The 17,703-nt window shown below is 67.5% G+C and carries 12 protein-coding genes; 6 read left to right on the top strand and 6 right to left on the bottom strand.

From position 1 onward, the window contains the following. Positions 1 to 76 precede the first annotated feature (76 nt). Positions 77 to 2,584, top strand: coding sequence for a TonB-dependent receptor (locus tag LO787_RS24370; protein WP_232493539.1), 2,508 nt, complete (start codon positions 77 to 79; stop codon positions 2,582 to 2,584). 164 nt (positions 2,585 to 2,748) lie between these two features. Here the strand turns inward: LO787_RS24370 and LO787_RS24365 are convergent, their stop codons facing one another. The 5 genes from LO787_RS24365 to LO787_RS24345 form a co-directional block, all read right to left on the bottom strand. Beyond that, positions 2,749 to 4,101, bottom strand: coding sequence for a HAMP domain-containing sensor histidine kinase (locus LO787_RS24365; RefSeq protein ID WP_232493538.1), 1,353 nt, complete (start codon positions 4,099 to 4,101; stop codon positions 2,749 to 2,751). Beyond that, positions 4,098 to 4,775: a response regulator transcription factor gene (locus LO787_RS24360; RefSeq protein ID WP_232493537.1), complete on the bottom strand. Its 678-nt coding sequence runs from the start codon at positions 4,773 to 4,775 to the stop codon at positions 4,098 to 4,100. Before LO787_RS24360 ends, LO787_RS24365 begins: the two co-directional genes overlap by 4 nt. A 128-nt stretch (positions 4,776 to 4,903) precedes the next feature. Beyond that, positions 4,904 to 7,696, bottom strand: a complete 2,793-nt coding sequence (locus LO787_RS24355) for a M14 family metallopeptidase (RefSeq protein ID WP_232493536.1) — start codon at positions 7,694 to 7,696, stop codon at positions 4,904 to 4,906. A gap of 94 nt (positions 7,697 to 7,790) precedes the next feature. Beyond that, positions 7,791 to 9,071, bottom strand: coding sequence for a M20/M25/M40 family metallo-hydrolase (locus LO787_RS24350; RefSeq protein WP_232493535.1), 1,281 nt, complete (start codon positions 9,069 to 9,071; stop codon positions 7,791 to 7,793). Positions 9,072 to 9,096: 25 nt separating this feature from the next. Next, the gene (locus tag LO787_RS24345; protein WP_232493534.1) at positions 9,097 to 11,439 is read right to left on the bottom strand and encodes a TonB-dependent receptor; all 2,343 of its coding nucleotides are present in this window, start codon (positions 11,437 to 11,439) and stop codon (positions 9,097 to 9,099) included. A gap of 47 nt (positions 11,440 to 11,486) precedes the next feature. On the opposite strand from LO787_RS24345, the gene LO787_RS24340 reads away from it, so the two are divergent. The 5 genes from LO787_RS24340 (at position 11,487) to LO787_RS24320 (ending at position 16,744) form a co-directional block, all read left to right on the top strand. Then, positions 11,487 to 11,732, top strand: coding sequence for a hypothetical protein (locus LO787_RS24340; protein ID WP_232493533.1), 246 nt, complete (start codon positions 11,487 to 11,489; stop codon positions 11,730 to 11,732). Between the two features lie 65 nt (positions 11,733 to 11,797). After that, complete coding sequence (locus LO787_RS24335) at positions 11,798 to 12,460, top strand: response regulator (protein ID WP_232493532.1); 663 nt, start codon at positions 11,798 to 11,800, stop codon at positions 12,458 to 12,460. A 13-nt stretch (positions 12,461 to 12,473) separates the two neighbouring features. Further along, the gene (locus LO787_RS24330; RefSeq protein WP_232493531.1) at positions 12,474 to 14,045 is read left to right on the top strand and encodes a sensor histidine kinase; all 1,572 of its coding nucleotides are present in this window, start codon (positions 12,474 to 12,476) and stop codon (positions 14,043 to 14,045) included. Positions 14,046 to 14,143: 98 nt separating this feature from the next. Further along, a complete protein-coding gene (locus LO787_RS24325; protein ID WP_232493530.1) occupies positions 14,144 to 15,442 on the top strand; it encodes a dicarboxylate/amino acid:cation symporter in 1,299 nt (432 codons plus the stop codon). A 30-nt stretch (positions 15,443 to 15,472) separates the two neighbouring features. Further along, a complete protein-coding gene (locus tag LO787_RS24320) occupies positions 15,473 to 16,744 on the top strand; it encodes a dicarboxylate/amino acid:cation symporter (RefSeq protein WP_232493529.1) in 1,272 nt (423 codons plus the stop codon). On the opposite strand, the gene LO787_RS24315 is transcribed toward LO787_RS24320, so the two are convergent. After that, complete coding sequence (locus LO787_RS24315) at positions 16,720 to 17,625, bottom strand: LysR family transcriptional regulator (protein ID WP_232493528.1); 906 nt, start codon at positions 17,623 to 17,625, stop codon at positions 16,720 to 16,722. The two genes, LO787_RS24320 and LO787_RS24315, sit on opposite strands and share 25 nt — an antisense overlap. Positions 17,626 to 17,703 lie beyond the last annotated feature (78 nt).

Here is a 17,703-nt window from a genome sequence, read left to right as displayed (position 1 = left end):
ATACAACTGTCGTGATGCAGCCATATTAGCCAGCCCGAGACAGACATATCCTGTCAAAAAAGGGTGGAATTTCATCATGATAAACAAGATGGCCCGCGCAACGTTGCTTGCCGGCTCGATGCTCGCCAGCATGACTGCGACGACTGCCTGGGCCGACGAGGCCGCAGCGGTGAGCGCGGACACCACCGCAGATGCCGCCGATTCGGGCATCGGCGACATCGTCGTCACCGCGACCAAGCGCGAGACGAACCTCCAGGAAACCCCGATCGCCATCGCGGTCGTGAACCAGGAGGCGCTCAAGGAGCGCCATGTCCAGAGCCTTTATGACCTCGCCGACGGCGCCGTGCCGTCGCTGCGCGTCGCAACCTTCGAAGCCCGCCAGAGCGCGCTGACCATCGGCATCCGCGGCATCGTGCCGCTCGACGCCAACCAGCCCGCGCGTGAGCAGGGCGTCGGCATTTACGTCGATGGCGTCTACATGGGCCGCCAGCACGGCCTCAACGCGGCGCTGTTCGACATCGAGCGCGTCGAAGTGCTCAAGGGCCCGCAGGGCACCCTGTTCGGCCGCAACACCGAGGGCGGCGCCCTCAGCATCGTCAGCAAGGCCCCCAGCGGCGAGTTCGGCGGTCGCATCGACGGCGGCTACGGCAACTACGGCGCCTACACCGGCGGCATCCACCTCGACCTGCCCGAAATGGCCGGTTTCTCGGTCAAGCTGGACGGCATCATCCAGCACCAGGATCCGACCACCAAGAACCCGCTCGAAGGCCAGGCCGGCTTCAACCAGTACCACCGCAAGGGCGGCCGCGTCGCGGTCCGCTGGCAGCCGACCAGCAACATCACCAACGATTTCGCCTTCGACATCGCGCGTGACGAGAACACCCCGTTCTACAGCCAGCTGCTGAACTACAACCCCAACGGCTGCGTCGCCGGAACCCAGGCCGCCAGCGCCGCCTGCGCCCTGCCGGGCACCAACTACACCAACCTGACCGGCGTGGTTAAGCCGCTGCTTCCGGGCGTCGTGGTCAACGGCAAGACCCGCATGAAGGTCGCCGACATCGGCGTGCCGCAGCAGCCCAGCGTCGACAAGACCCACGGCTTCACCAACACCTTCAAGTGGGAAGCGACCCCCGAGCTGGAAATCCGCTCGATCACCGCATGGCGCGGCGTCGATGCGACGCAGTGGGACAACTCGGGCGGTGCGCACCGCGTCCCGGTCGTCACCCTGACCTCGGCCTGCACCGAGGCGAAGCCCTGCGCGTTCAGCCGCTACAGCCTTGCCGACCTGCGCCAGCGCCAGTTCAGCCAGGAATTCCAGGCGGTCGGCACCATCGGCAAGATCGACTACGTCGCAGGCCTGTTCTACTTCAACGAGCACGTCAGCGACGACGCCGCCACGCCGAACTCGAACGGCGTCTACCTCAATGCTCAGGGTCAGGCTGTCTACACGATCCTCGATCCCTGCACCGGCTCGGGCGGTTTCGGCTCGACGGTGGGCTGCCGCTCGATCGACCGCGCTTCGGAAGTCTGGTCGAAGAGCTACGCTGCCTATGGCCAGCTGACCTACAACGCCACCGAACAGCTCCACCTGACCGTCGGCGGCCGCTTCACGCATGACGAGAAGAAGGGCGTCCTGCACTTCTCGCGCAACGTGAACTACGACACCGACACCGCGAAGGCGGCGGCGGCAGGCTACAAGCCGCTCGACAAGAAGTGGGATCGCTTCAACCCGATGGTCACGCTGGCCTATGACGCCACCGACGACCTGCACCTCTACGCCAAGTATGCGACCGGCTACCGCGCCGGCGGCGCCAGCTCGCGCACCGCGAACTACCAGGCGTTCGATCCCGAGGACGTGAAGTCCTACGAAATCGGCCTCAAGAGCGACTTCTGGGATCACCGCGCCCGCTTCAACCTGGCCGGCTACATCATGGACCGCAAGGACAGCCAGGTCGACATCAGCTCGATCCAGTCGTTCAACGGATCGAACTTCAACAACCTGGTGACGATCAATGCTCCGGGCACGACGAAGATCCGCGGCATCGAGGCCGACCTCACGCTCGAACCGGTCGAAGGCCTGGTGCTGAACGCATCGTATGCCTACACCTACACGAAGATCCCGCTGGTTCCGATCACCTACACCGGCACCAACGGCGTCTCCACCACGGTCGACCAGCGCTTCTACATCGTGTTCACCCCGCGCAACGCGGCGAGCGGCTCGATCGACTACACCCTGCCGATCGGCGGCGGCGACACGGCGGTCAAGTTCCACCTCGACGGCAACTACTCGCAGGCGACCCAGGCCTTCGACCAGTTCGCCACGAAGAACGATGCCTCGCTGATCTTCAACGGCCGCGTTTCGGTGGCTGGCATCCCGGTTGCGGGCGATCGCAAGATCACCATCGGCCTGTGGGGCCGCAACATCTTCAACGAGCAGTATGTCTTCCGTCGCGACCCGTCGAACAGCCTCCCCGGCGCCCCGACGACCAGCGCGACCACGGGCAGCATCGCCAACATCCTGGGCGACTACGGCAACTTCAACGCGCCGCGCACCTTCGGTGTGGATGCGAGCTTCTCGTTCTGACGAGCTTCCCGGACCTTCGGGTCCGGGGACAAACGATAGCCCGAGCGGAGCGGCCTCCTTCACGATGAGGGGGCCGGTCCCAGGTCACTCGAGCAATCGCATACTCGACCGGTGTGATGCCCCCGCGTCACACCGGTCATTTGTTTTCCGGCCCATCGTTTGTGTCAGGCAGGCAGGGTCACGACGATGCGAAGCCCCGGCGCCGCATCCTCCAGCGCCAGCCCGCCGCCGTGGAGCCGCGCTATCGCGTCCGCCAGCGGAAGGCCAAGGCCGTGCCCCCGGTGGCGATCCGCGCCCCGGCCGCTGCGATCCAGCCGCCCGAAGCGGCGCATGACCTTCGCCCGCTGCTCGCGCGGGATGCCCGGGCCATCGTCCGCCACGATGGCGGCAACGGTCCTGCCCCGCTGCTCGACCGACAGCCGGATCGTCGTTCCCGCCGGGGTGTGCATGACGGCGTTCTCGGCAAGATTGGCCAGGAGCTGCGTCAGCAGTTGCCGATCGCCGACCATGGGCACGGAGACATGGGGCGCGAGCTCGACGTTATGCCCACGTTCGTCCGCCAGTGGACGCACCATTTCGGCGACATCCTCGGCAAGCGCGGCGAGGTCCAGCGCCTCGAAACCGGCACGGCGCGATCCGCTCTCGATCTCGGCGATGCGCAGCATCGCGGCGAACATGCCGAGCAGGTCGTCGGCCTGCTCGCGCGCAAGCTCGATCTCCGCGTGCAGCGGCCCGGCGTCGGCGCGCTCCTCCAGCATGGCCAGTTCGTTGCGCAGGCGGGCGAGCGGCGTGCGCATCTCGTGCGAGACGTCGTTGGTGACGTTGCGAATCTCGGCCATGAGCTGTTCGATGCGATCCAGCATCCGGTTGAACGCCGCCGCCTGCTGGTCGAACTCGCCCCCGTCGCCCGCGACCGGCACGCGCTGGCACAAGTCGCCCTCGATGATCGATTCCGCCGTCTGCCGCACCTCGCCGATGCGACGACCGACGAGGCCACGGAACAGCAGCAGGCCGGTCAGCACCACCAGCACGATGGCCCCGAACCCGGCGACGTAGATCAGCCGGCGGGCCGAAGTGTAGTTGTCGATCGGCTCGGTCTCGGCGAAGACCGCCAGCCGCATGCCCCCGGCAAGCTCGCGCACGAACACGCGGCCCGCGCTCAGGCCCTCGATGCTGTCGGCGTCGTCGAGGCTGGAAAAGCCGAGCGGAAGCTGCCGGGTGAAGCGGGTGTTGCCCGCGATCATCCTCCCCTGCGGATCGGTGAGCAGTATGCCGAGGTCCGCGGTGTCCCTGCGCCCGGTCAGGTCGTCTATGCGTCGGCTCAGTTCAGTTCTGTGCACGGTCGTATCGAGCGGCGCGATCTCGTGGCTTTCGAACTCAATGCGTTGATCTACAAGCGCATTTATGGTCGATCGCGTGGCGATGAAGGTCGCCAGCCCGGCCGTCGTGGTGACGCAGAAGAACAGCGCCAGGAAGGCGATGGTCAGTCCGCGCAACGACCGGGGGATCATGCTCATACCTGCAGGACGTAGCCGATCCCGCGCACCGTGCCGATGGGATCTTCCCCATATTGCAACAACTTGACGCGCAACTGCCGGATATGGGCATCGACGATGTTGGTCGTCGTCACGAAGTCCCGACCCCAGACCCGCTCGATCAGCATGGCCCGCGTCAGCACCGTCCCCGCATCACGCACCAGTTCCAGCAGCAACTTGAACTCGGTCTGCGACAGGTTCAGCGGCTGATCCCCGCGCCATGCCGCCATGCGCGATGGGCTGATGACGATATCGCCCGCAGCGATAGTATTGGCCGGACGCTCACTGACCTTGCGCGCGCGCATCAGCGCCTGAAGGCGGGCGTTGAGTTCCAGCGGATCGACCGGCTTGACGACATAGTCGTCCGCCCCGGCCTCCAGTCCCTCCACCTTGTCCATGGTATGCCCGAGCGCGGTGAGCATTAGCACTGGCATGTCCATGCCCTCGGCCCGCAATTCGCGCAGGACCGTGATCCCGTCCACGGAGGGCAGCATCCAGTCGAGGATGACCACATCGAAAGCATGCCGCCCAACGAGGGACAGGGCCTCCGTCCCGTCCCCCGCGACCTGCACTTCATGGCCGAAACCGGCCAGTTGCCCGGCGATCTGGCGCTGGAGATGAAGGTCGTCCTCGACCAGAAGGATTTGCAGGCTCATGACCGGATGCGCGCGACGTTGTGTACCACATCGGCACCATAGCCGCGCACGGGCAGGCTGACCACAGCATCCTCGCCCAATTCCGCCAGAGCGGCCCGCCTTTCGACGGGCCACAGCGGGATGGTCGATCAGTTCCCTTCGGCCGGCTTCGCGTCGCTGCCCGCAAGGAGCACGCCGTTCAGCAGGAACTTGAACGTCGCGAAGGGCTGGCCGCGCTGGGTCACTTCCGGTCCCATCAGGAACACGCGGCCCTTGCCAAGCCCGCCTTCGACGATGCCCGCGCCGCCGTTGAGCAGCTTCTGGCCCCAGCCCCAGCCGGAAACCAGCGGGTCGTCCTTGTCGAACCAGCTGACCTTGCGGACGCTGGGGCCGTCGGCGCGGAAGACCGGGTTGTTGTTGTAGAACATGTTGACCGTGGGTGCGACGCCGAAGGCCAGGGGATCGCTGCTGTCGACTTGCGCGCTCAGGATCGATCCGGGGACGTAGAAGCTGTTGGAGGATACCTGCTTGGCCTTGCCATCCGCCCCCTTGGGAGCGAGCAGGTTCGTCACAGGCAGGCCCAGCGCCTCGCCCATGCGGGTGGAGTTGCCGACCGCAATGACGGTTCCACCCGCCTTCGCAAAGGCCGCGACCTGCGGGAAGGTGGCCTCGGGCGTGATCTTGCCGAGCATCTTGCGATAGGCCGCTGGAATGTCCGCAGCCTCAGGCTGCGGGCGCGAGGGGCCTTCCTCCCGGCCCAGCACGTCGCTCTGGAAGACGAGCACGTCGTACTTCCCCTTGAGACCGCCCTTGTCCAGCGCCTGCGGGTAGACGAGTTCGTAGGGGAATTCATACTGCTCGAAGATCCAGCGCGTCCAGCCCGAGGCCATCGAGCCGCCGTAGACATCGACGAGGCCGATCTTGACCGGCTTCACCGCGACGGCTTCGCCCTGCGGTTTTGCGTCGACGGCATGAGCGTCGAGCCCGAGCGGGCCAACCGCAGCGCCGACGATGGCCTTGGCCTTGGCCGAAGCCGGGATCCACAATGCCCCGGGTGCCAGCGGCTTGCCAGCGAGGGTCAGACCGGACTTGAGCCAGAACACCGGCAGCCCGGCCTTCAGCAGCCGGTTGGTCAGCGTGTAGCTGTTGTTCACGCCATGATCGACGACCCAGCCCGCCGCGCCGGAACCGATCACACGGCCGGGCGGTGGCGCGGCGATCTCGTCCGGAATCAGCGGGAACGCCGGCGGCGGAGCGTCGAGTACGCGGTCGAACGCCACGTTCATCTGCAGCGCCAGCGTATAGCCGGTCACGTCGTAGGGCTTGATCGGCGGCCCGCCTTCGTAGGTGAAGTCCTGCGGATGATCCTGCGGCTCGAACATGTCGAGCACATGGGGGCGGAACGCCTGATCGGAGCGCACCACGTAGCTGCCCGCCGGATAGCTCTTGCCGCCGAAGCTGAATGCGGCGGGGGCCTGCTGAACTTCAATCCCGGTCTTGATGAGCGCGTTCAGGAAGCGCACCGTCGTCGGCATGTCCGCCTGCGCATCCGCCGGAATGATGTAGGCGCGCGGAGCGCGCTTTTCCGGCGCATTCAGGACGGTCTTGTAGAGGCTCGCGGGAACGACCTTCTCGTTGCCCCAGCCATAGGCGCCGCCCATTTCATCGGGGCCAGGAGGTGGCAGCTTCTTCGCCTCCTCCTTCACCGCCTCCAGCCGCTTGGGCGTGATGACCCAGCTGTCCTGGCTGCCCTTTGCGATCTGGTTGCGGCCCATCACGTAGCGGTTGTACTGGATCGTCTCGCGATAGCGCGATGCGTAGTCCAGGATCGCGCGGTCCATTTCCTTCACGTAGTCGAGCGACTGCTGGAAGTGCCAGTCCTGCGGAGCGATGGGCAGCACCTCGTCCTGTCGCGGCAACTGGTTGTCGGGGACGAGCGGGATCTTCATCGGCGTGGGATTGCCGATGATCTCGGTGAGGATGCCGATCTGGTTGTGGAAGTAGCCGATCGTGCGGATGCCGCCGTTGAACCACGTCGAATAAGGCGCGGCCGAGCGCATCGCCGAACCGCCCTTGCCCTGCGCGACAAGGCGCGCGTGCATCATCTGGCCGACCACGTCGGTCTGGTTGATGACCAGCGGCTCGTTATTGAAGTTGTAGGGATCGCGAAACGGCGGGATGAACACCACCGCGCCGAGCGGGCCGGTCTGGTGCTGGTTGTAGAGGATCTGCGGGAACCACTCGCGATACCCCGCCCGGTTCATGTTGGTCGTCTCGGGCTGGGTGGAGGCGAAGCTGTCGCGGTTGTTATCGTGGCCGATGTACTTCTGGTAGAGCACCGGGATGGAATCCGTGGTGACCTTGCGCGGGTTCGCCATGTACCAGTCGGCCACGAGTTCGAGGCCGTCGGGGTTCGCGAAGACGAACAGCATGATGTCGTCGCCGAGCAGGCGCAGCGTCTCGGGATCGTTGCGCGTCAGCATCTCGTGGATGATCTGGACGTGGCTCTGCGCGTTGACGATCTCGCTCGCGTGAAGCCCGGCGTCCATCCACACCATCGCGCGCCCCTCGGCGGCGAGTTTCTTCGCGGCTTCGTCGTCGAGGCCCTTCGCCAGCGCCAGCTTCTGGGCGATCTGGCGGTACTTCTCCAGATTGCGGATGTTATCGGGCGAGGAGACAATCGCCATGTACTGCTCGCGCCCCTCGGCGGTCTTGCCGATGCTGACGAGCTTCATGCGGTCGCTCTCGCCGGCGACCTTGGTCAGCCAGGCGGAGATCTTCGTGTAGTCGGCAAGGAAGTAATCGGCACCGACCTGTCCGCCGACGACCTTTTCCGGCGCCGTGATCACGGCGCTGGTCGGCGGGGCATCCTCGGCATGGGCCGGAGCGGCGAGCGGGAGCGAGAGACACGTGGCGGCAAGCAGAAGACTGCGACGGGACATGACAGGACTCCTTGCGGCTCGCGGCGCCGCCGGGGGGTGAAGGAAGGAAAAAGCCGGGGCGGGCCGCTGGATAAGCCCGCCCCGTCAGGATGGGTCAGCGTGCTTCTGCGAGGGTTAGGACCGTTGCGAGGCCGACGGCCATGTTCTTGAGGTCTTCGGGCGGGTTCATCTTCATGCCTTCCTCAAGCGAGTGGGCGCGGAAGGTGTCGAACCCGGAGCCGAGCGTTACCGCCTCGATCCCCATGCTCATCGGGATGTTGCTGTCGGTCGATCCCGCGCCGTAGCGCGGCTCCACGCCCGATCCCTTGGCGACGGCGGTCGCGACCTTGATGATCCGCGCGTCGAGCGGGGTCGTGCCCACCGGACGGTCGCCGATCAGCTTGGCATCGTAGGAGATCTTGCCCTTGGCGGTCGACCGGGCCGCGTTCTCCTTGTCCACTGCCGGTTGCAGCAGGGCGAGGAACTGCTTCTCCTCGGCATCGAGTTCCAGCTTGCCGTTGGAGCGCATGTCGATGGTCATCGCGGTGGCGAAGGGGATGGAATTCACCGAGGTGCCGCCTTCGAGGATGCCGACGTTGTACACCGTCTTGGGCTCGGCCGGGGCCTTGATCTTGCCGAATTCGACCATCGCGTTGGCCATCGCGAAAGCGGGGCTGACGATGCCGAAGTCACCCATCGAGTGACCACCCGGACCGTTGAACGTCACCTTGTAGCGGCGCGATCCGGTGCCCGCGTTGGTGATGCGTCCAGCCTCGCCCGGCTCGAACGAGATGAAGTACTTGATGCGGTCCTTGTACTTGCCCTTCTGGAACAGATAGCGCGATCCGCGCAGGTCGCCCGGACCTTCCTCGCCGACGTTGCCCATGAACAGGATGTCGGCCTTGGTCGAATAGCCCGCGCGGTTCATCGCGCGGATGAAGGCCAGCAGGACCGGCAGGCTGGAGGTGTCGTCACCGATGCCGGGAGCGTAGAGCCCGTTCCCCTCGCGCCGCACCTTCACGTTGGTGCCGCCCGGAAACACGGTGTCGAGGTGCGCGGTCACGACGATCAGCGGGCCGCCTCCCGTGCCCTTGCGCAGGCCCATGACGTTGCCGACCTCGTCGCGCTCCACGTCGGTCAGGCCCTCGGCGCGGAGCATTTCCATGTAGGCGGCGCCGCGCGCGTCTTCCTTGAACGGCGGGGCCTCGATCTCGGTCAGGGTGATGATGTCCTGGATGATCCGGTCATAGTCGCCCTTCAGCGATTCCTTCGCCTTGGTGAACTTCGCGCCGGAAAGCAGCGTCGTCGCGGCCTTGTCCTCGACGGTGGTGGCAGCCATCGCGCCGGGGGCACCGAGGACGAGGCCTGCGGTGAGGGCCAGCAATGAGATACGCATCGTATTTCCCCTGTTCGGAGTTGGATCAGAAGTTGCTGTAGAGGGTCGCGCCCAGCGTGCGCGGTGCGGTGGTGGCCCAGTAGTCAGGCACGCCCGCCGCGCTGGAGATGGTATTCACGCCGACCTTGTTGAGCAGGTTGCGCACATAGAGGAACACCCCGATCCGGTCGTTCTGCACACCCGCGCGCAGGTTCACCATGCTGTACTTGCCGAACTCGCGGTAGAGCGCGTTGGTCGGTCGGATCTGCGAGGTCATCTTGCCGGTATAGGTCCAGTCGGCGCGGAGCAGGGCCGAGAAATCGCTGAACGCCGGGAAGGTGTATTCGGCGCCCGCGCTGGCGGTGGTGCGCGGAATCAGCGGCAGGATGTCGCCCTTGCGGCCCGCGGCGGTCACTTCGGCGCTGATCTGGTCGGCGGTCAGGCGCGGCTTCAGGTAGTGGAACGCGGCGTTGAGGTAGAGACCCGGGAACGGCGTCGCGCTCGCCTCGGCCTCGACGCCCTCGATCCGGGCCGAGCCGACGTTGCCGATGTACGAGAAGTTGCCGTAGGTCGCCTGGACCGACGTCTGCAGGTTGTTCCAGTCAATGCGGTAGGTATCGACGTTGAACGTCAGCTTGCGGTCGAACCACTGGGTCTTCAGGCCCGCCTCGTAGTTCCACAGCGAGTCCGCCGCATAAGTCTGCGCCGATTCCGGGATGCCCGGCGTCAGGTTCGCGCCGCCGGGGCGGAAGCCCTGCGATGCAGTGGCGTAGAACATGATGTCCGGCGTGATCTTGAGATCGACGTTGAACTTCTTGATGAGGCCGTTGGCGTTCGCGGTGACCTCACGGTAGGCCGTCGGCACCTGCCCGTTGAAGTAGTTGTAGCCGAGGTTCATGCCGCCAACGGTCTTCTTGTAGTCGTAGTAGCGCAGGCCTGCGGTGATGGTGAGCGGCTCGAAGATGCGATAGCTGACCTCGCCGTAGACCGCGGTCTGCTTCACCTCGTCGGTGACGTAGCGCGATCCCAGATCGACGGTCGGCTGCTGCGGCTCGCCCGTCGCCGGGATGCCCGCGAAGACAAGCGTGTCGACGCGATCGTTGCGATCCTCGCGGAACAGGCCCAGCGTGTAGCCCAGCGAACCCGAGCCGGTCGAGCTGAGGCGCAGCTCGTTCACGAAGTTGCGCACGAAGCGGGGCTGGTAGTTGCCGATGGGCTGCTGCGCTGCCGCCCAGCTCTGGTAATCGGCGCGAAGCTGCGCCGAGGAGAGACCGTTCGCGCCGCTCGCGCAGTTGCTCGAACTGGTCGAGGCACCTGCGCTCGTCTGCTGAAGCAGTGAGCCCGAGTAGGTGTTCTGAAACAGTCCGCAGTAGCGGTTCGACGCGGCGATGCTGGCGTAGTTGTCCGAGTTGTCGTTGGTCTGGCGCACGTCCCAGCGGTAGAACGAATTCGCCAGGGCAAGCTGGCCGATCGGCGTGTCCCACTTGGTTTCGAGCGCGTAGAGCTGCAGCTTGTCGTAGGCGGGCGAGGCGACCTTCTGCGCGGACGTGAACTTGCCGACAGAGGGCGCCCACTGCGACGTGCCGTCGAATTTCTGCGTCTGCACGATCGTCATGAAGTTCATGTTGAGCGTATCGGTGGGCTGGAAGCCGACTTGAAAGCGCGCACCCTCCAGCACCGAGCGGTTCAGATCCTTGCGGCCGATCGTCGGATCGTCGACGTAGCCGGGGTTCTGCTGGCGGTAGAGCACCAGTCGCGCGCCCAGCACGTCGCTGACGATCGGCACGTTGACCGCGCCTTTCAGGGAGTAACCGAACTCGCCGTGCTCCACGGTTTCGCCGCCGAATTCGGTCGCGCCCTCGTATTCCGTGAGGTTCGGTTTCTTGAAGATGACGCGCAAAGTGCCGCCCATCGAGCCCGAGCCGTAGAGCGTGCCCTGCGGCCCGCGCAGCACTTCGACGCGCTCGACGTCGAAGAGGTTGAGGTTGGGGGTGACGCCCGAGGGGTCGGAGCTGGTGCCCGAGGGGCCGGTCAGCGGCGTCTCGCCGTAGTACAGGCCGACGGTGCTCTCGCCGGCGGTCTGGATGCCGCGGATCGAGATGCGGGTGCGGCCGGATTCACCGGCGATCAGGTTGAGGCCCGGCACCTGCCGGACGATGTCCGCGATGCCCGTGGCGCCCAGGTTCTGCAGCGATTTCTCGGACAGCGCGGTGATCGCCACCGGCGTTTCCTGGACGCGGGTGGAGCGGCGCAGCGCGGTGACGAGGATGTCCCCGCCGACACCGTCCGCCGCCTCCTGAGGCGCGGATTCCTGCGCCTGCGACACGCCGGGCAGGGCGAGCAGCGACACCGAGAGTAAGAATGCAGCGCGACCGTAGTGAGTGGCCATGATTGCCCCCTGTTGCAGCCGGTCCGCGCCCCGTCGCGACGCCGCCGGTGGTGGCGATCTTCTGCGCGGAACGGGATGCGGACCCGGATTTTGTTGTCGAGGTTTCCCCTCCCGACGCCATGAAGGCTGCGGGCGCCCACCTGTCACGAAGCTGTCACTGCCTGCTGCATCGCAAAAAGAATCTTGCCCATCGCGACAGGTTGATGACAGGTTCGGTTCACAAACTTGCGAATCAAACGGAAGGAAATTGCGTCGGAACAGGGCCGGCGCGTCCGAAGCCGTGCAAGCACTGAACGACACCTAGAAGGTGCACAAAGGGGTCTGGAGGGTGCCGCAACTCGTGTGAGGGAGTGAGTTGTTGCGGATACTGATCGTTGAAGACGACGAGCGCCTGGCGCGCGGCATGGAAGCCTCGATGAGCGCGGGCGGCTTCGCCGTCGACGTCGTCGGCACCGGCGAGGAGGCGCTCGATGTCGTCGCCGCCGAAAGCTACAATGCCGTCATCCTCGACCTCGGGCTGCCCGACATCGACGGGCTCGAGGTGCTCCAGACGCTGCGCCGTGCGGGGGATGCCACGCCGGTGCTGATCCTCACTGCGCGCGACGCGGTGAGCGACCGCATCGCCGGGCTCGATCGAGGCGCGGACGACTATCTTTCGAAGCCGTTCCACCCACGCGAACTGGAATCGCGCCTGCGCGCGCTGATCCGTCGCAGCCAGGGCACTGCGGACCCGGTGCTGCGCGTGGGCGACCTCAGCCTCGACCGGTCGACCCGCGTGGTGGAACTGCGCCGCTGCGTCCTCGACCTGCGCCGCCGCGAGATGGCGGTCCTGGAGACGTTGATGGGCCGCCCTGGCAAGGTCGTGACCAAGCAGCGCCTCAATTCCGAGGTGTTCAACTTCGCCGACGCCGTCGCCCCCAATGCGCTGGAGGTCTACGTCGGCCGCCTGCGCCGCAAGCTCATGCCCGACGGGCCGACCATCCGCACCATCCGGGGCCTCGGCTACATGCTCGAAGCATGAGGTCGCCGGGCTGATGGCGTCGCTGCGATCCCGGCTGACGGCGGCGGTGATGGTGCCGCTGCTCGCCCTCGCCGTGACCTTCGGCGGCATCACCTGCTGGATGATCCAGAGTTCCGGCGCGAACACGTCCGACCGTATCCTCGTCGGCTCGGTGCGCCTGCTGAGCCGCGCGGCCGACGCCGGGGACGCGGTGCGCGACGAACTGCTGCCGCTCGCGGTCCACCTGCTCCAGCGGCGCTCGGCCCCCGTCACCCACTACAGCATCTGGGACGCCGGCCGCCTGCTTGCCGGGGAGCGCGGCCTCGTGCCGCCGCCTCAGTACGACCCCCGCACCGGCGAGACCGCCCTGCGCCTGCCCGCCGCCAGCTTTCCGCGCACGTACCGCAACACGCGGCTGACCGGCGGCTATGTAGATCCCCGCGATGCCGAAGGGGTGATCCAGCCCGCCTACCTTCGCGACGGCACCCTCGGCGGCAAGCCGGTGCGCATCGCCACCGAGATCCGCCGCCTCCACCGCAACGGCCGCCCCGTGGTCATCCAGGTGGCGGACTTCGTGGACGATCGCGACGCCTTCCAGCAGACCTATTTCCTGCGCGTGCTGGGCGCCGGCGTGCTGATCGCGATGACGGCGGTGCTGCTGTTCTACTGGGCGATCACCTGGGGCCTCAGGCCCTTCGCCTCGCTCACCGGCCAGATCGAGACTGCCCGCCGCGAGCCGCCGCCGCACTTCCGCCTCGCGCTGGAGGAGGACGCCCCGCGCGAGGCGCGGCTGCTCTCCGATTCGTTCAACGCCCTGCTCGCCCGCACCGAGCGCGCGGTGGATTCGCTGCGCCAGTTCACCGCCAATGCCTCGCACCAGATGCGCACGCCGCTCGCCATCGTGCGCGTCCATCTCGACGTGCTGGAGCGCTACGGCCCGGCCTCCCCGCGCGGCAGCGCGGCGCTGGACGACATCGGCAACGCGGTCGCCTCGCTCGAACGGCTGCTGCTGCAACTGATCGCGCTCGCCCGCACCGAGGAGCAGGGCATCGCCGCCGACGCCAGCTTCGATCTCGCCGCCGTCGCCTCAGACCTCGTCGCCGCGCGGGTGGTCCAGCCCGGGCTCGATGCGATGGACATCGGGTTCGAGGCCGAGGACGACGATCCCGTTCCCGCGCTCGGCCATCCGGTGCTGGCGGCGGAGATGATCGGCAACCTGTTCGACAACGCCGTGCGCTACAACCGCCCCGGCGGCGCGGTGACGGTGCGCGTGCTGCGGCGCGACGGGATCGCGCGGATCGAGGTGGAGGACGACGGCCCCGGCATCGCTGCCGAAGACCGCGAGCGCGTGTTCGAACGCTTCTACCGCGCCCGCGCCGAAGCCTCTCCCCCCGGCAGCGGCCTCGGCCTGTCGATCGTGCGCGCGCTGGCCGAACGCATGGGCGCGCAGGTGCGCCTCGATGCCGGGGCAGGCGGGCGCGGCGTGCTTGCTGCGATCGATTTTGCCGCCCCGCCGCAGGCCGACGACGTGCCCGACCATCTCGACGGGCACGCGCCCGCCCGCATCGCCGACGCGCATGAAATCAAGCTCGTGACAGCTTGCTGACAGGCTACCTGCGTCAGACCCGACATCATGGACTGCGCGCCTTCCGGCGCCGCAACAGGACCGCAAATGCTTCCAATTCAATCCGCTCGATCGGTGCGATGATCGAGACCGTGCCTCCTTCTCCCCCGCCCTCCCCGTCCCGTCTGACGGACATGCGCCCGCAGGGGCGGTTCCGCCCGCACCTGCAGGTCCGCCTCCTCCTCGGCTTCGTGCTGGGCATGGGCGGCGGGACGCTGGCGGGCCTGTTCGCCAGCACCTCCCCCGCCACCGCGCTGCTGATGCGCTGGGTGGTGAAGCCGGTGGAGCAGGCCTTCCTGTTCGGCATGTTCCTGCTGATCGTGCCGCTGCTGGTCTCCGCCATCGTCAGCGGCATCGCGCGGCTGCGCAGCATGGCGGGGATGCGGCGGCTGCTGTTCTCCACCCTCGCGCACATGCTCGCCGCCTCGCTCGCGGCGGCGGTGATCGGGCTCGCCATGGCGAACCTGTTCCGCCCCGGAGACGTCGTGCCCACCGAGATCGGCCAGCAGATCCTTGCCGCCAGCCACCCGCAGGCGCCGCAGGGCTGGCTGGACGCAGCGTTCTCCTATGCTGCCGTCGAGCGCCCGATCCTCATCGTGATCCTCGCCTCGGTGCTGACCGGCGTCGCCCTGACGTTCCTGCGCACCCGCCGCAGCGGGCAGGTGCTGGCCAACAGCGAGCGCGTGTTCGACGCGGGCCTGCGCGTCCTCGGCTACGTCGCCCATCTCGCCCCCATCGCCGTCGCCTGCTTCATGTTCGACCTGACGCTGGTCTTCGGCTGGCACCTGCTGCTCTACCTCAGCGCCTATGTCGGCGTGGTGGTGGCGGCGCTGTTGCTGCAGGTGGCGCTGACCTTCTTCGCGGTGGTGTGGATGCGCGGCGGGGTGACGCCCACGGTCTTCCTGCGCGGGGTGCAGGAACCGGCAGTCATCGCCTTCTGCACCTCCTCCTCCAACGCCACCCTGCCCAGCGCGCTCAAGGCCGCCGAACTCGACCTGCACCTGCCCCCCCGCGCCGCGCGCCTCGTCCTCGGCGTCGGCACCATCGCCAACCAGGGCGGCACCGCGATCTACACCGCCGTCACCGTTCTGTTCATCGCCCAGTTCTTCGGCATGGACCTCTCGCTCGGCAAGCAGGGCATGGTCCTGGCGGTCGCCGCGCTGGCGGGGATGGGCACCATCGGCGTGCCCGCCGGATCGCTGCCAACCGTCGCCGCCGTGCTCGCCCTCACCGGCCTGCCGCCCGAGGGGATCGGGCTGGTGGTCGGCGTGGACCGGCTGCTCGACATGTTCCGTACCATGGTCAACGTGGTCGGCGATATCGCCATCGCGACCGCCGTCTCGCGCGACCAGCAGGGGCGCACGCTGCCCGCGATGTAGCGCGCCCGCTGCCCCCCACAGGAGATTGCCATGACCCGCAAGATGACGCGCAACGTCGTCGTCGCCATCGTGCTCGGCGTGATCTGCGGCCTTTCGCTGCACGCCGGGTTGGCCGACGATCCGCACCGGCTGGAGACGACTGCCAGGCTGCTGCACCTGCCCGCCGACGTGTTCATCCACCTCGTCAAGATGGTGATCGCCCCGCTCGTCCTCGCGACGCTGGTGCAGGGCGTGGTCCACGCCGGAAGCCAGGGCGCGGTCGGCCGCATCGGCCTGCGCGCGATGGCGTGGTTCCTGACCGCCAGCCTCATCTCGCTCTCGATCGGGCTGGTGATGGTGAACCTGTTCCAGCCCGGCGAGGGGCTCGGCCTCGTGCGGACCGGCGCGCCGGGCGTGGTGGAGACATCGGGGCTCGACCTCGGCACCTTCGTGCTCCACGCCTTCCCCACCTCGATGGTGGACGCGATGGCGCGCAACGCGGTGCTGCAGATCGTGGTGTTCTCGATCTTCGTGGGCGTGGCGATCGCCTCGATCGGCGAGGCGGCGCGGCCCGCCGTCGATCTGGTCGAGGCACTGGCGGCGATCATGCTGCGGGTGACCGGCTTCGTGATGCTGGCCGCCCCGGTCGCGGTCTTCGCCGGGCTGGCTGCCACGCTCGCCACTCACGGTGCGGGCGTGCTCGGCACTTTCGCGCGGCTGCTGGCGGAATACTATCTCTCGCTCGGGCTGCTGTGGTTCGTGCTGCTGGCGGCGGGCGCGGCCTTCATCGGGCGCGACATCGCGCGGCTGCTGCGCCATCTCCGGGTGCCGCTGCTGATCGCGTTCTCCACCGCCTCCTCCGAAGCGGCGCTGCCGCGCATGATGGAGCAGCTCGACCGCTTCGGCGTGCCCCGCCGCACTTATGGCTTCGTGCTGCCGCTGGGCTACAGCTTCAACCTTGACGGCTCGATGATGTCGGCCACCTTCACGGTGCTGTTTATAGCGCAGGCCTACGGCATCGACGTGCCGCTGGCGACGCAGGTGACGATGCTGCTGGTGCTCATGGTGACGAGCAAGGGCGTCGCCGCCGTGCCGCGCGCCAGCCTCGTCGTGGTCGCCGCCACGCTCGGCCAGTTCGACCTGCCGGTGGAGGGGGTCGCCTTCATGCTCGCGGTCGATCAGTTCATGGACATGGGACGCACCGCCACCAACGTGCTGGGCAACGGCATCGCCACCGCCGTGATCGACCGCTGGGAAAGCGCCGCGCCCGAAGGGGCCGGGGAGCCGCTGCCCGAAACTCAGTCCGCCGCCTTGTCCCAGTAGGGCGGATCGCCGAAGCTGCGGCGCAGGCTGTCCGCCAGTGCATGAATCTTGGCCGAGGCGCCATGGTCGCGTGGATAGGCAAGGAACAGCTCAGCCCCTTCCGCCTCCACCCCGATGTCGATCTCGACGAGCGTGCCTGCCCGCAGCGCCTCATGCACGAAGAACGTCGGCAGCAGCGCGATGCCGAGCCCGGCCACGGCGGCATCGCGCATGACCAGCCCGTTGTTGACCCGCAGGCATGCGCGCGGCCGGATCACGCTCCACCCCTCCGGCGCGGCGAAGCGCCAGTCCCCCTCGCGATTGGCATAGAGCACGCCCTTGTGCCGCTCCAGCTCCGTCGGGGTCGCGGGGCAGCCACAGCGGTCGAGATAGGCGCGCGACGCCACCAGCAGCCGGCGGCTCGTGGCAAGGCGGCGCGCGATCAGCCGGTTGTCGCCCACCGCGCCGTGCCGCAGCACCGCGTCGAACCCGCCCGCCGCCGCATCGACGAAGCTGTCGTCCAGTTCCAGCGAAACCTCGATCTCCGGGTGGTCGACAAGGAACCGCGCCAGCGCCGGGCCAAGGTGCAACACCCCGAAGCTCACCGGCGCAGAGAGCCGCAGCGGCCCCGCCAGCCTGCCCGTCCGCGCCGCCAGCTCCGCCGCAGCCTCCGCGACTTCGCGCAGGATGCGCTGCGCCCGCGGCAGCAGGGTCTGCCCACTGTTCGTCAGCGAAAGCCGCCGCGTCGAACGCTGGATCAGCGTCGTGCCGAGCCCGCGCTCCAGTTCCGCAAGCCGCTCGCCCACGACCGACTTGGCCAGGCCGAGCCGCCGCGACGCCTCGCTGATCGAGCCCGCGTCCGCCGTCGCCACGAATGCCGCAATCCCGTCCAGCTTCATCATCGTTCGGTTTTTCCGTCGGCCAGTCCCAAGTTTCGCCCGCTAGTCCGAACGATGTCCAGCGGTCATTTTCATCTCCGG

This window comes from Novosphingobium kaempferiae (assembly GCF_021227995.1).
Classification (GTDB): Bacteria; Pseudomonadota; Alphaproteobacteria; order Sphingomonadales; family Sphingomonadaceae; genus Novosphingobium; species Novosphingobium kaempferiae.
The sequence above is the reverse complement of the archived record's forward strand: the minus strand, read 5'-3'. Positions and strand labels throughout refer to the sequence as shown.

Excerpts from the sequence above, each read along its gene's own strand:
- LO787_RS24350 (WP_232493535.1), bottom strand. The coding sequence starts at position 9,071 with ATGCGTATCTCATTGCTGGCCCTCACCGCAGGCCTCGTCCTCGGTGCC.
- LO787_RS24360 (WP_232493537.1), bottom strand. The coding sequence starts at position 4,775 with ATGAGCCTGCAAATCCTTCTGGTCGAGGACGACCTTCATCTCCAGCGC.
- LO787_RS24355 (WP_232493536.1), bottom strand. The coding sequence starts at position 7,696 with ATGTCCCGTCGCAGTCTTCTGCTTGCCGCCACGTGTCTCTCGCTCCCG.
- LO787_RS24320 (WP_232493529.1), top strand. The coding sequence starts at position 15,473 with ATGACCCGCAAGATGACGCGCAACGTCGTCGTCGCCATCGTGCTCGGC.
- LO787_RS24365 (WP_232493538.1), bottom strand. The coding sequence starts at position 4,101 with ATGAGCATGATCCCCCGGTCGTTGCGCGGACTGACCATCGCCTTCCTG.
- LO787_RS24315 (WP_232493528.1), bottom strand. The coding sequence starts at position 17,625 with ATGATGAAGCTGGACGGGATTGCGGCATTCGTGGCGACGGCGGACGCG.
- LO787_RS24325 (WP_232493530.1), top strand. The coding sequence starts at position 14,144 with ATGATCGAGACCGTGCCTCCTTCTCCCCCGCCCTCCCCGTCCCGTCTG.
- LO787_RS24330 (WP_232493531.1), top strand. The coding sequence starts at position 12,474 with ATGGCGTCGCTGCGATCCCGGCTGACGGCGGCGGTGATGGTGCCGCTG.
- LO787_RS24345 (WP_232493534.1), bottom strand. The coding sequence starts at position 11,439 with ATGGCCACTCACTACGGTCGCGCTGCATTCTTACTCTCGGTGTCGCTG.
- LO787_RS24370 (WP_232493539.1), top strand. The coding sequence starts at position 77 with ATGATAAACAAGATGGCCCGCGCAACGTTGCTTGCCGGCTCGATGCTC.